This is a genomic window from Leptospira terpstrae serovar Hualin str. LT 11-33 = ATCC 700639, assembly GCF_000332495.1.
GTDB lineage: Bacteria > Spirochaetota > Leptospiria > Leptospirales > Leptospiraceae > Leptospira_A > Leptospira_A terpstrae.
The window spans coordinates 1-13,667 of sequence record NZ_AOGW02000022.1; the positions used below are offsets into that span (position 1 = coordinate 1).

The following is a 13,667-nucleotide window of genomic DNA, read 5'->3' on the forward strand; positions in this document are numbered from 1 at the left end:
TAATTTTTTAATCATTATATTTTTTGAAATTATTGCGCATAACGAACTAGGCTACTCGACGTTTCCCGACCCTGAGTCCCAGCGGGACGTTAGGGACTGGCATGAAGCTTGCGTAAGCAAGGCGAATGCCAGAAGGGAAATGTGCCGCAGGCCAAGCGAGGCCGGTAGTGCCGAAGCGCAGTGAGTAGCTGCTGTTATGCGAAGTTGCAGGTTGTTAAAATGAGATTCCCGCTGCTATATCAGCATATGCTTCTGTATTCCTTCCAATTCCACTATTTGAATTTTTTATAATAGGTAAGTTTAAAAGATAATTGCTCAATATATTCGATTCTGCTGAATTTGTTGTCATAAATGTTTCTATGTTTAATTCGGTTTTATTTTTTTGGAGAAACATGGGTCCGCCAGTAATAGAGAAAAAGAGACCATTTTCTAAAGTAACTTTAAGTCCAATACCAGGAGAGATATAGTAGGTATTTAATTGTTTTAATTCAACTGAAGCATAACTAAAGCCTGAACCAATTACGTTACTATCAAAGATTGAACTTAAATTTATACCGTAACTTGTTGAGGGCAGATATCCTATAGTAGCATTAACGAAAAAAATAGAGTTAAATAAATAGTAATTCATGAAAATTTTTGCAGAATCCTGAAATGCCTTGTCGAATTCCTGAAAATTATATATAGATTGATTTGTGGGCAAAAACTTTTGATCATAATTATACTTGTATTTAGAGTTTATAAATATAAATCCTAATTCGGTATTCCCACTAAAATTGTATGAAATTCCTAGATATGGTGCGTAGTAATAATTTGAGATACTATTAACTCCTGAAATAATTGAAATAGGTTTCTTACGTCTGTATTCAAGCTGTTCCTCATTAAATGATTTTGCATTTATTGAGAAATTTGAAAAAATCAATAATAGAAATATTGTGACTTTTAATTTTGTCATTTTTTGATCCTAAATTATATATTCTGCAATTTCGCATAACGAACTAGCCTTAACGACGTAGGCTGACCCTGAGTCCCGGAACGGGACGTTAGGGACTGGAACGACGCTTGCGTAAGCAAGAGGAGTGCCAGAAGCCTATGTGTCGCAGACCGAGCGAGGCCTTGTGCCGAAGCGAAGCGTTAAGGTGCTGTTATACGACGTATCAAATGCATTAAATTAATTTTTGAAGTTTACTATTAAAATAAACAGAAAAATACAGATAAAAATAATTTTCTTTAAATATAAAGTTAATATCCAATAACAAAATGATGTGGGTGAAATAATAATCAAGAAAAGATGTTTTTTGAAACGAAATTTGATATCTATAAAGTTTCGAAATCTATATTCTCTTTGTTCAATGTATTTTCTTGCACGTAAATTGAATCCTTTTATTGAGTATCGATATTCGTAATTGATTGTAATTTTGTTCCTTTTTAAGGAAAATCTAATTATGTAGTTTAAACAATCATAGGTTTCAGCAGGCGGAATATTTTCCCCCTTCGGCCCTATTTTTCCCGCCAATTGCAGACGATCAAATGCCGAGTAGTAAAGGATTTTATTTGTAAAAATATAAGTTAATAGTTTATCTTTTAAATTTGCTTTTAATTGAGCGAATTGTGATTGAGAGAATTTATATACCTCAATTTCTTTTTCTCTACTTAAGACATTTTCCTCAATTCCATAAGCATAGCTGTAAGATATATACTTTCTATAAATGCAAATTAGTATTATTAAATATAGGTAAGAGAAAATAGTTTCGTCCGAAAAATAAAGTCCAGCTATTCTATTTATAAAATTTGAAATACAATTTAGAATCCAATGCAAAAGTAAATTCTCGATTATGTTTTTTGCATCTCCGATACCAACTGCTAAAGCTAGTAATGAAGTAATGAATGCTAGATTTTCCTTTTTATCTATTTTCATTTATATTTTTGATATGTCGTATAACGAACTAGGCTAACCGACGTAGGCTGACCCTGAGCCTCGTAGAGGCGTTAGGGACTGGCACGTAGTTTGCGGATGCAAACGAGTGACAGAAAGCCTATGTGCCGTAGGCCGAGCGAGGGCGAAGTCCCGAAGCGAAGTGGTTAGCTGCTGTTATACGCAGTAGCGATAGTAGCTGATTGAATTTCAATTTAAATTAATTGTTCAAATCATTTTTTTATATTAAAGACGTGGTCAATTTTAACACGATCGTAATCAAGTATCCATTCATTATATTTTTTATATATGGGTTCTAAGGTTTCTATTGTTTTTGATACTACATCTAAACCTCGGTCATCATAAATTTTGAAAATTATTTTTTTATCTAAATTAACAAAAATTAAATCATCAGTTATTCGTGGAATTTTATTTGGAAAATCTCTATGGATTAGTGCTTCAATTAATTTGAAATAATTAATGTGCTTAGTTGAGGATTGAATATTGGCTTGGATACATAATTTTAATTCGGAATTATGATGGTTTGAATATTTTTTGAAATATACACTTCTATAATTAAGATTTTTGATTTGACTAAAAATGAAATTATTTTTTGAAATTTTCTTTCGTTTATTTTGAGAAATGTTAATGACAACCAAAATATTATCATTTGGTTCGAATGTATTTTCGAATATTAGTAAAGACCTATCAATACATTCTTTAAAATATGAGTCGCTTTCAAATTCGTAATTTGATTGTAGATTAATTCTTAGCCCGTATTCAAAATTATAAAATAATGGTTTTTTTAATTTATCTTTTTTAAAATTTGTAGTTAGGAAATTATTTAAACTGATATTCATTTCATCTATTTGTTATCTTCAAAGTTTATATCTTTGTTTTTAATTTTTGATATTCTGAGCTATTGCGTATAACGAACTAGACTAACCGACGTAGGCTGACCCTGAGTCCCGGAACGGGACGTTAGGGACTGGTCACGACACTTGCGAAGGCAAGGGGAGTGCCAGAAGCCTATGTGTCGCAGACCAAGCGAGGGCTTGTCCCGAAGCGCAGCGGTTAGTTGCTGTTATGCGCAGTTAACGGTCTCTTCAATAAGAGTAAGATTATTATAAAATTTCTATTCTATTATGATTATCTTATTTTTTTCATTTTCAGATTGGTTCGAATAACTTTCTTTTTCGAACCAATTTATATGATTTTTTCTTACTTTGTGAAAGCGCACAATTGGGTTGTCGCTTTTAGAAAGATATATTCTGAAATTATCCTTAGGAAAGTCTTTTTCTAGTTTTACTTTCCACATTTCAGAAATATGTTTTCCTAGGTTCCACGCATCTTTGAAATCAGGATGTTCGCTATCCCAGAATGGCTCATCGGGTAAATCTGCAGAATGGGTAAATAAATCAAGTATGTGTAAGTGATTTATGAAACATTCAGCTTCAATGGGATCTGCTGGAATTTTTTCTACCTTTGAATATTCACATTTAATAAAAATCATTCCATTTTTATCGATAAATTCAGGCCAAAAGTAATCAGATATAATTTTTTGTATCCAACCTACTTGAGCATTATCATTTGGAAGATTACCTTCAAATCCATTCGAAATTCGTTTTTGAGCATTTGATAAAATTTCTTTGTAATCTTCATTAAACATTGCAGAGGTTGTTTTATCAACTTTCGCTGCAAGTTGCTGGATTGTGATATATTCCGAAGGATGTTTGAAGTTCAGCCTATTAGTATCAGCAAAACGAGCAAAAAGTTCGAATAGAATTATTGCTTGATCTTCACTTATTTCTAAAGAATATTTTTTCATTATTTCCTTAAATTTCTACAATGGAAAAGATACTCATTCTTTTTTGTATTTAAGTTTTAATTTTTGACCGTTTATTGCGCATAACGAACTAGGGGAGACGACGTTCCTCGTAGCTGAGCCTCGCAGAGGTGTTAGCGTCGGCGCGTCTTCTTGCGTAGCAAGAAGCGTGACGGAGAGGAATGTGGCGCAGCCCAAGCGAGGCCGTAGAGCCGAAGCGCAGCGTTTCCTCGCTGTTATGCGAAGTATTTTATTTTATAATGCAATTCCTGCATAAAATGATATAACTGAAAATTCAGAATTTCCCATTTTATATTGGTTTCCAAAATATAAATCCTGTATATATTTTAAAGGAAATCCATTAAAGTATACTGGATCAAAAGTATAATGATCTTTGATTTTTCCTGAATTTATAATTCCATATTCGAATTCAATTCCCATTATAAAATTTTCAAAGAATTCTTTTCTATACCCAATTCCCATGGTTCCAAAAAATCTGTTCGAAAATGTAGTGATTTTTGAAAAAGGTTGATACTCAATATTGCGTCCTATATATATAAAATTTTTTTCTTCTTTTGTAAATCCTTTTTCTACACCAGCATTCAAACTACCATAGAAATTATCATAGAAAAAGTATTGAGTTCTAAACATAAAATACTCTCCATATCGGGAATTAGAAAACTCACTAATTTGCCGATAATCAATATAAGATCTATGAGCAAAACTATAATTACTATCCGATTTTTCTCCAATGTTATAGGTAAATCCAACGAAGAATTTATTTGTAATTCCCAAAAGTACGTTTAAATCGAAATCTTCCGTTCTTTTTCTAAAAGAACTGTATTTGTATCTATTTAAAGTATAAGGAGTTGAATATATATGAAGTCTTTTTCGGTTTTGTTCTTCACCTTTTGGTTCAATGTTTTCTTCTGAAAATATTTGGTAGGGTAATAGAAGTAGAAATATAACTAGAATTTGAAAATTCTTCTTATTTTTTTTCATTTTTTGGTTTCTTAATTAAATTTTAAAATATTTCGCATAACGATTGAGCCTTCCCGAAGTTTCCCGCCCTGAGCCTCTGAAAGAGGCGTTAGGAGAAGCGGGAAATTTGCCGTAGGCCGAGCGCGGGCTAGACCCGCAGCGAAGCGTGAAGGCGATGTTAGTTGCAGTGTGCCATTCGAGAATAAAGTATTGATAAGAAAGAACTGGAAGTCCACCCGAAACCTTTAACAAACAGCACAAATTAAATCACTGAAGAGCTTTCTTTGACAAACAAACCCCATGAATGTATATATATTCATAAGGTCTTTGCTTTTATGATAAAAAGCTAAAAAAACAGACTTGGCGAGAAGAAAATACGCACATTGCAACTAACGAAATAGTGGAGACGACGTTCCTCGTAGCTGAGCCTACGTAGTAGGCGTTAGCGTCGGCGCGCCTTCTTGCGTAGCGAGAAGCGTGACGGAGAGGAATGTGGCGCAGCCCAAGCGAGGCCTCGTGCCGAAGCGAAGCGTTTCCACGCTGTTATGCGCTGTAGCGTATTTACTATCTCTTTTTTTCTTCAGTTTTCCAATTTTTTTCTGTTTCATCGATTTTAGTGATATAGTTTAAGTTATATAAACAACTTGAAAAGATAAAACAAAAACTTATTGTCATATACATTTTAAACATATTCAAAAGTCCTTTTGTTCGTTCTGAATGAGAGAGATTACTTCTGGTATGGTTTTTAAAGCAAGATTTTTCATACTTCTATCTAGAGCTAATTGGTAGAAATAATCAGGTTGAAATACTATAGTAGCTTCGCCGACTGCCTTAAATCTTCTTTTGAATGACTTATTTTTAAAATGAACAAAAATATTTATGTCTATAACAGCTATTGCATCGATCACAAAGAAACCTACTTCGGGTTCAATGAACATTTGGTTTACTTGAATTTCAATTTCCGGATTATCATTGGACGGTAGATTAGTAATAGTAAATCCAGAATTTTTGAGTTCGGTAATAAAAAGATTTTTTACGATTTCTTCTGCCTGAGGTTTAATGAAGATGTATCCCCTTTCGATTCCGAATCCATCTTTAAATATTCCTTGAAAAGTAATTTTGTTTCTGGAAAAATTTTTGTAACTTTCAGAATAATTTACTGAAATGGTGATATTCTTGTAAGTTATTTCAGAATAAATAGGGTTTTCGTATTTATATTCGAAGGTTTTACTAGTAAGAATACATCCTAAGTTTATTAGAGAAATTATTAAATGTATTATGTATTTAAATCTACTTAAATTCATTTGTTTTAAATTTAGTTTTCGCTTTCGCTATAGCGCATAACGAACTAGGGGAGACGACGTTCCTCGTAGCTGAGCCTGCGGATGCAGGCGTTAGCGTCGGCGCGTCTTCTTGCGGAGCGAGAAGCGTGACGGAGAGGAATGTGCCACAGGCCAAGCGAGGCCATATGCCGAAGCGCAGCGTTTCCCCGCTGTTATACGCAGTTGGCGATTGGTTATCTATTGCAATAGTAACCTACATCATCGCAAACATCTGAATTTTCTCTTTCTTCAGTACACTTTTCCTTAAATGGATTATACTCTTTGCATTTTATATTTGTAAAAGTACATTTTTTTATATCAAGTTTGTATTTTGATGCAGCGAGATATTTTTCTTGTTCATCCGTAATAAAGCCTTTTATCTGATCTTTCCAAATTAAATTAATAATCTTTATTTTTTGGTTTTTAGATTTATTCTTTTCTTTAATAATGCTTTTTCCCTCGGAATAATCGATCTTTTGTAATTCACTCTCTTTCATTTCTAATTGAATATAATTATTTTTTAAGTTATAGGATCCAGTCAGGATTTTTCTTTCTCCTTGAATGAAATCAATAAATTCATCTTTTAAATTTGATTCTTTATTTGATAAAGTTAAAGTTTTATATATCCCAATCCCATAAGGATTGCATCTAAGGAAAGAGTATGATGATTTCAAAGTTAATTTTTTAGAATTTTTTATTTCGGGTTGCCTAGCAAGAAAGTTATCGAGAACGAAGCCATTCACTTCTTTTACGTAATGCCATGAAGAACTTTTTCCATCAAATATTTCCAGAATTTCCGTCTTCTTTGTATTTATTTTAGTTCCGTAAGGGATTTGGTTAATGATTTCAGAATTTATAGAGGGATTTTTTCTGACATTTAGAATATCCGTCATTGTGTAGTGTATTGAATATCCATCTTCGGAATTTAAAAATTCAAATGATTTGCAATGTATATTTGCTAGTAATATGAGGATGAAAAATAATCTTATTGTTGTTTTTTTCATTGTTTATATTTTTGTTTTCGCCAATTGCGTATAACGAACTAGACTAACCGACGTAGGCTGACCCTGAGTCCCGGAACGGGACGTTAGGGATTGGCACGACGCTTGCGCAAGCAAGAGGAGTGACAAAAGCCTATGTGTCGTAGACCGAGCGAGGGCGCAAGTCCCGAAGCGAAGCGGTTAGTTGCTGTTATGCGAAGCGACTTACTATTTTGTTTTGGCTTCTATTTCTAGTCAAATTTAACGAAAAATAAACTAGATAGTTAGAATGAATAGCAATCGGATAGATTTGAACAAGTTGAAGAACTTGAGCATGACGCAGATGCATCGCAAGTGTATCCTATAAATGAAGAAGGACAACCGCCCGGAGTACCAACAAATTTACATTTTACATTATCAATTCCAGCAGTAGTATCAAAATAAAGTAGTATATCTCTTGTTGTTAAGGTTGTATCACGTAGAATAAAACCACTATTAGGAGTAAATTCAACCGTTACTTTAAATTGATAAGCTTTCGAGGCTGGATAAGAAGTTAAGGTACCACTAAGAAGTCCAGTTGTAGTATTTAAAGTTAGTCCATTGGGTAAAGCAGGTGATATGGAGAATGATTTAATTGTAGTGTTTGAGTTTGAGACTATCGGAGCCGAAATTAATGGGGACTTACTTATTGAAGAACCTGTGCTTAATCCAGTATATTTATCATGTAAATCATAAGAAATAGACGCTGGTTTAGTAGCAGATTTTGGTAGAGTTCCGAGCAAAAGCAAAGTAGTTGTGGTGTTATCTTTTTTTTTTTATCCTCACATGAGACTAGATTCGATATTAATAATATAAATATGAGCAAAAGTATAGAATTTTTCATAAACTTAAGAGGAATAACGTAGGAACTTGCTGTCAATATAAATTTTCCTTGTTAGCTGAAAAATAGCAAATAGATAAAATGATAAATTTTATTGTAAAGGAAGTTAGATCAGTAAATCTTTATTTTAGATTTGTTTTGGTCGTTTCGCATAACGAACTAGGCTAACCGACGTAGGCTGACCCTGAGTCCCAACGGGACGTTAGGGACTGGCACGTAGCTTGCGCATGCAAGCGAGTGACAGAAAGCCTATGTGTCGCAGACCAAGCGAGGGCGTAGTCCCGAAGCGCAGCGGTTAGTCGCTGTTATCTGCAGTTGGGTTAGTTAATTAGGCAGATAGTTTAAGAGTTTTTATAGAGTCTAATTTACTCTTTAATTTTTCTTTTTTCTCTCTAATATCAAGATCAGTTTGTAAATTTATCCAAAATTTTTCAGACATACCAAAAAACTTAGATAATCTTAATGACATATCTACTGTTATTTTTCTCTTCCCATGTAAAATATCTAAAATTGTTGAAGTAGATACGTGAAGTTCCTTCGATAATTTATAAGGAGTGATTTGCATAGGTTCAAGAAATTCTTCTTTCAAAATTTCAGCGACAGTTGGAGTCGGGATTCTGTTATTTTTCATAATTATTATACTCCTTTAATGATAATCAATAATAGATACTTGATTACAGTTTCCTTGATCAAATTTAAAAATGATACGCCACTGATCATTGATTCTAATAGAATAAAAACCATTCAAATCGCCTTTTAAGCTTTCTAATCTGTTAGAAGGAGGAGATTTCAAATCATCCTCTTTCTCTGCGTTATCTATTAAAATTAGTTTAGTAAGAGCTTTCTTTTGAATTTCCGGTGGAATCCTTTTTGAAAAGTTTTGGTTAAATATCTTTTCTGTTTCTTTGTCTCCGAAAGAAAGAATCACACCTTACTATATCTCTACTGCAGATATAGTAGTCAAGTTTTTTATTTCAAAGCTTTCCTAAAGATTTAACCCAATTGCAGATAACGAACTAGGGGAGACGACGTTCCTCGTAGCTGAGCCTACGTAGTAGGCGTTAGCGTCGGCGCGCTTCTTGCGATCGCAAGAAAGCGTGACGGAGAGGAATGTGGCGTAGCCCAAGCGAGGCCGTAAGTGCCGAAGCGCAGCGTTTCCCCGCTGTTATGCGAAGTAAGTTTTTTATAGAAGTTGGTTTAATTTATTTCCTCTGACTACTTTCTGCATTTCTCCTTTAATTCGTAATATCAATATTTGAATTTCATTTTTATTTAAGCGGTTATCTTCAATTATTTTTTCAATTTGAGGAAAATTTAGATTAGGAAGGTCATAATGTGTTCTATTGATACGCATATTAAGTAGCCTTTCTTTTCCTACCTGATAATTTTCAAAGTGATTAATTAGTTCAAGGAATTCCGAATAATGATCTTCATCGATTAGGAGTGCACTATTTATTATTGAATCTTTCGCTTTTTTTAAGGATCTTACGAATGATTGTAAGGTATGATTCGTTACATTTTCCCAAAGTTGATCCATATTTATTTTTAAATCAGTTAGGGAGACCCATAATTCATTGTATATTTTAAACTGAGTTTCGTGAAATAGAGCATTGGAAATTGATTGAGTTTGATAGTTAAATTGTAGATTTGCTTTCAATCTTTCAATTTCTTGATTATTTTTAAATTTCTCTTTTTCAATAATTTTATCTGACAATAACTTTGCGTACCAACTCCCGAAAGCGATAACTAAAAAAGCAAGGCCTCCTAGTGCCGCGATTGATGTTGTAATGATTTTAATAATGTCTTCGATGTTCATAGTTTCCTGTAATTATTTTAAACTTATTTCGCATAACGAACTAGGGGAGACGACGATCCTCGTAGCTGAGCCTGCTGCGCAGGCGTTAGCGTCGGCGCGTCTTCTTGCGCAGCAAGAAGCGTGACGGAGAGGAATGTGTCGTAGACCGAACGAGGCCGTCAGTGCCGAAGTGAAGCGTTTCCCTGCTGTTATGCGAAGTTTTCGGGCTTGTTAGATGAATTACGCCACGGACGGCGTTCTTTTTCTTCCTGTCTTTGGTGTTTTGACTTTATATTCTTTTACAAGAATATCAGTTGGAATTCCTAGATTTTGATTAATCTTTCTTATCATTTCCAAAGTAAGCTTTCTTTTCCGATTTAAGATTTCAGTGGCACGACTTCGCCCGCCAATTAAATTTCCTAAATCAATACTTTTCATATTCATGTCATCCATAACGGATTTTAAAGCTTCAATAGGATCCGGATCATCAATAGGGTAGTGTTTAGCTTCGTAGGCATCAACTAAGGTAATTAAAACATCTAATTTATCGTATTCGGGAGTATTTTTCTTCGCATCCCAAAGTTTCTCAATCTCAGCAAGAGCTTCTAAGTGATCTTTTTGATTTTTGATAGGTTTAATGTTCATTTAAATCACCTCAGCATTGATTTTATCATATTGTTCATGTGTACCAATAAATCTAATGAAAACAGTCTGTAAATTGTAATGAATCTTAACAATTAATCTGTATTTATTCCCATGTATATTGAAAACGATTCTATTATCTTTAAGGAAACTAGCATTTCTGTATTTTTCTTTGATATCAGAAGGAGATTTCCAGTTAGCTTTGGAAGTGTCTTTAAACCAAACTTCAATAGGGATTTTAGAGTCAGAGTATTTAGGAATAGAGTAAAAATCTTTTAAAATTTTTCTCGAAATAACCCTCACAAATCAACATAAGCATGTTCCCGAATTGGTAACAACTATTTTTTTTTCCTTTTTTAGCGAGCACGGACGCTCGCATATGAATAAAATAAAGACTCCCGAAAATTTCGTATAACGAACTAGCCTTCCCGAAGTTGTCCGACCCTGAGTCCCGGTAACGGGACGTTAGGGACTGGCACGGAGCTTGCGTATGCAAGCGAGTGACAGGAGGACAATTTGCCGTAGGCCGAGCGAGGCCTTGTGCCGAAGCGTAGCGGGAAGGTGCTGTTATGCGAAGTGCCAAATGATTAAGATTTATTTTTTGTAACAAAAAATACGAGAACAATCGATTAAACAACTATTTCTAACTTGATTATTTAGGTTTGGATCTTTTGTTTTCGCAAGAAATTGAAAAAGGAACGACATGTCTTGGATATTGTTACAACTTTCATAACATTGCTTTTTCTCTTCACAATCAATAATAAAATTTATTCGATCATTTTTATAATCCAGTGAGAAAGGATTTTCTCTTTAGAATAAATTGTTTGACCAATAGAAAGGAAAATGAATACCAATAAAATCTCTTTAAATGAATGCATATTAATTTTAATTTATTAAATTGTTTGGTCATTGAATTTAATTTAACTAGAAGTATATATTATAATCAATTTTGATTAATTTTGTAATTGCTAAAGATTTACAATTTTTGGTTTTCCGATCATAAACCAAGCATTCATAATTTTAAAGTTTTTTAGTTCATAAATAGCAAGAACATCAACGAAACCTTTTCCTTCAGGAAAATTTCGTGTTACGATTTCAATATCTACAACTTTGTTGTCGATTACATATCTTGAGATCAATTTTGCAAACAGATCTTTTTCTTTGAATCTTTCAATATGTCTATTTCTAATCTCTTCAATTCCATCGGCGATTAAGTTATCGGGTTGTAAGTATACTTTTGCATTTTCATCCCAATAAGAAATAAATCTATCTATGTTTTTTTCATTATAAGCAATTAGTTGATTTGCTATGATTGTAATTTTGTCTTCTTCTTTCATATTCTTTGGCATTTCGTATAACGAACTAGACTAACCGACGTAGGCTGGCCCTGAGTCCCGGAACGGGACGTTAGGGACTGGCCACGACACTTGCGCAGGCAAGGGGAGTGCCAGAAGCCTATGTGTCGTAGACCGAGCGAGGGCGTAAGTCCCGAAGCGAAGCGGTTAGTCGCTGTTATACGCAGTTTTAATGTTTATAAGTAACAGATGCGAAAGTAGAATAAAAATATTCATTCTTAGCAGTATATTCTATATTTGATCTAATTAAAATCGTAGAAAAAGAATCGCTGGTAAGAATTTGACTTCTATTTTGAACAATTTTTGCAGATTGGTCAATAAAGCCTAAAGATAATAAAATGGATTCATTAAATTCGTAACCAAGAATAACTTTTGTTTCGTTAGCATAGTATTTAGTGTATGGATTGTCTTTGATTTGAGCAAATTCAAAATTTCTTGCAGAAGTTACAATTGAGTGGTTAATTTCGGTAAAACCACTTAAGATAGAATATCTGTAACCTGCTGATATATAGAGGCCATAGAATCTTGGTGATTCAAGTAGTAGTCCAGCCGTTAATCCATTTAGATTTTGGGAAAAATTATAGTTATAAAATGCAAATCTCCCGTCGCTTAAATCACTTTGTAATCTTTGTATTCCGAGGTTAAAAATTATTCTATTTTCAATTAGATGGTAATTTAAGAATAAGTTCTGTTCTGATCTATAATACGTACCAAGATTTCCTTTACTAATTTGATCTGTATAAGGATATATTCTATCAAAAGAGGAATTTGTTTTTTTGTATTCAAAAAAGTTTCCTTCAATACTAAACTTAGAATCATTTATAAATCTAACAAATCCGAACGTGTTATATTGGATAGAAGGTATTTCATATGCGAAGGATATCGGAAAAAGGCTGTTATACATATTAAATTCATTCGGGGCTGCATATCCGTTATTTCTTCTGATATAAATTTGGTTTGCTTTTCTTTTTTTGGCATTATTTTCAACTTCTTCCGCATTAATACTGAGGCTTGAGATTGCTAATATAATTAGAGTAAATATTTTTCTTTTTTTCATAAGTTTTATTAAAATTGCGTATAACGAACTAGGGGAGACGACGTTCCTCGTAGCTGAGCCTGCGGATGCAGGCGTTAGCGTCGGCGCGTCTTCTTGCGAAGCGAGAAGCGTGACGGAGAGGAATGTGCCACAGGCCAAGCGAGGCCATGTGCCGAAGCGCAGCGTTTCCCCGCTGTTATGCGAAGTAAAAACAGCCACAATTATTTGGTTATCTCTCGTCTAATATCTATTAAACTTTTCAATTTTTGTGAATTATAGAGTTCGATAGATTCGTTATCAAATTTGTCGTAGTCAATATATTTTCCTTTCTTAAATTTTTCTAAATAGTTAACAAATTCTGAATCGCATTTTAAATTTGTGTTTATCCAAGTTTGATTATGTTCAAATAGACATTTTTGACGCTTCTGGCAAGCTAAGTCAAGTTGAGATTTTTCAATAGGGCACACAGGGAAAATATCTGGATCAAAAGTTTCACGACAAAAGCATCCAAATTTAACATTTTTAAAACTAGATTTAAATGAATTGTTAAATTCAGTAGCGAAGACTTCATTTCTTATGTTTTCCTTAATCCTATTAATCAAAGGTTTATATTCAAAACAAAAGATCGGATCCTCGAAGCAGTTTTTGATAAGGTTTACATTTGATTTTGTATCGAATTCAATTCTTTTCCTTTTTTCTGTTTCCTTTATTTCTCTTTGTTCTATTTGAGGTAATGAATTAAAATGTCTAATTTCCTTTTGTTTTTCCGAAGGAGCAATCACTGATAAAACAGCGCTTATCAAAATGTTTGTAAAAATGAAATCTATCATAAATTTAATTTGTTTTTATTTCGCATAACGAATTAGTCTTACCGAAGTTGTCCGACCCTGAGTCCCGTAAACGGGACGTTAGGGACTGGCACGTAGTTTGCGAATGCAA

General features: G+C 33.5%; 17 protein-coding genes. 1 reads left to right on the plus strand and 16 read right to left on the minus strand.

What is annotated here, in order from left to right:
- A partial coding sequence (locus LEP1GSC203_RS20050; RefSeq protein WP_039938442.1) for a hypothetical protein occupies positions 1 to 184 on the plus strand: 184 nt, incomplete at its 5' end.
- A 30-nt stretch (positions 185 to 214) separates the two neighbouring features.
- Here LEP1GSC203_RS20050 and LEP1GSC203_RS18165 read toward each other — a convergent pair.
- The 16 genes from LEP1GSC203_RS18165 to LEP1GSC203_RS18235 form a co-directional block, all read right to left on the minus strand.
- Positions 215 to 952: a hypothetical protein gene (locus LEP1GSC203_RS18165; protein ID WP_002971529.1), complete on the minus strand. Its 738-nt coding sequence runs from the start codon at positions 950 to 952 to the stop codon at positions 215 to 217.
- Between the two features lie 216 nt (positions 953 to 1,168).
- Positions 1,169 to 1,915, minus strand: coding sequence for a hypothetical protein (locus tag LEP1GSC203_RS18170; protein ID WP_039938444.1), 747 nt, complete (start codon positions 1,913 to 1,915; stop codon positions 1,169 to 1,171).
- Between the two features lie 230 nt (positions 1,916 to 2,145).
- Positions 2,146 to 2,772 carry a DUF3885 domain-containing protein gene (locus tag LEP1GSC203_RS19485; protein ID WP_002975565.1) on the minus strand — a complete coding sequence of 209 codons (627 nt, stop codon included), beginning with the start codon at positions 2,770 to 2,772 and terminating at the stop codon, positions 2,146 to 2,148.
- 275 nt (positions 2,773 to 3,047) lie between these two features.
- Positions 3,048 to 3,740, minus strand: coding sequence for a hypothetical protein (locus LEP1GSC203_RS18180; RefSeq protein ID WP_002975573.1), 693 nt, complete (start codon positions 3,738 to 3,740; stop codon positions 3,048 to 3,050).
- A 252-nt stretch (positions 3,741 to 3,992) separates the two neighbouring features.
- Complete coding sequence (locus LEP1GSC203_RS18185; RefSeq protein WP_002975571.1) at positions 3,993 to 4,739, minus strand: hypothetical protein; 747 nt, start codon at positions 4,737 to 4,739, stop codon at positions 3,993 to 3,995.
- Between the two features lie 671 nt (positions 4,740 to 5,410).
- Positions 5,411 to 6,022, minus strand: a complete 612-nt coding sequence (locus LEP1GSC203_RS18190; RefSeq protein ID WP_002975575.1) for a YajG family lipoprotein — start codon at positions 6,020 to 6,022, stop codon at positions 5,411 to 5,413.
- A gap of 212 nt (positions 6,023 to 6,234) precedes the next feature.
- Complete coding sequence (locus LEP1GSC203_RS18195; RefSeq protein WP_039938447.1) at positions 6,235 to 7,044, minus strand: SH3 domain-containing protein; 810 nt, start codon at positions 7,042 to 7,044, stop codon at positions 6,235 to 6,237.
- 260 nt (positions 7,045 to 7,304) lie between these two features.
- Positions 7,305 to 7,808 carry a putative Ig domain-containing protein gene (locus tag LEP1GSC203_RS20160; protein WP_084765025.1) on the minus strand — a complete coding sequence of 168 codons (504 nt, stop codon included), beginning with the start codon at positions 7,806 to 7,808 and terminating at the stop codon, positions 7,305 to 7,307.
- Between the two features lie 420 nt (positions 7,809 to 8,228).
- Positions 8,229 to 8,531 carry a HigA family addiction module antitoxin gene (locus tag LEP1GSC203_RS18200; protein ID WP_002975568.1) on the minus strand — a complete coding sequence of 101 codons (303 nt, stop codon included), beginning with the start codon at positions 8,529 to 8,531 and terminating at the stop codon, positions 8,229 to 8,231.
- 15 nt (positions 8,532 to 8,546) lie between these two features.
- Positions 8,547 to 8,828, minus strand: coding sequence for a type II toxin-antitoxin system RelE/ParE family toxin (locus LEP1GSC203_RS18205; RefSeq protein ID WP_002975574.1), 282 nt, complete (start codon positions 8,826 to 8,828; stop codon positions 8,547 to 8,549).
- 255 nt (positions 8,829 to 9,083) lie between these two features.
- Positions 9,084 to 9,716 (minus strand): hypothetical protein, encoded by a 633-nt coding sequence (locus LEP1GSC203_RS18210; protein WP_002975567.1) that lies wholly within the window; start codon positions 9,714 to 9,716, stop codon positions 9,084 to 9,086.
- Positions 9,717 to 9,935: 219 nt separating this feature from the next.
- Complete coding sequence (locus tag LEP1GSC203_RS18215) at positions 9,936 to 10,340, minus strand: helix-turn-helix domain-containing protein (protein WP_002975564.1); 405 nt, start codon at positions 10,338 to 10,340, stop codon at positions 9,936 to 9,938.
- Complete coding sequence (locus tag LEP1GSC203_RS18220) at positions 10,341 to 10,640, minus strand: type II toxin-antitoxin system HigB family toxin (RefSeq protein ID WP_002975563.1); 300 nt, start codon at positions 10,638 to 10,640, stop codon at positions 10,341 to 10,343.
- Positions 10,641 to 11,305: 665 nt separating this feature from the next.
- A complete protein-coding gene (locus LEP1GSC203_RS18225) occupies positions 11,306 to 11,674 on the minus strand; it encodes a nuclear transport factor 2 family protein (protein WP_002975576.1) in 369 nt (122 codons plus the stop codon).
- A 187-nt stretch (positions 11,675 to 11,861) separates the two neighbouring features.
- Positions 11,862 to 12,947: an LA_2444/LA_4059 family outer membrane protein gene (locus LEP1GSC203_RS18230; protein WP_002975570.1), complete on the minus strand. Its 1,086-nt coding sequence runs from the start codon at positions 12,945 to 12,947 to the stop codon at positions 11,862 to 11,864.
- A gap of 2 nt (positions 12,948 to 12,949) precedes the next feature.
- Positions 12,950 to 13,558, minus strand: coding sequence for a hypothetical protein (locus tag LEP1GSC203_RS18235; RefSeq protein ID WP_002975569.1), 609 nt, complete (start codon positions 13,556 to 13,558; stop codon positions 12,950 to 12,952).
- Positions 13,559 to 13,667 lie beyond the last annotated feature (109 nt).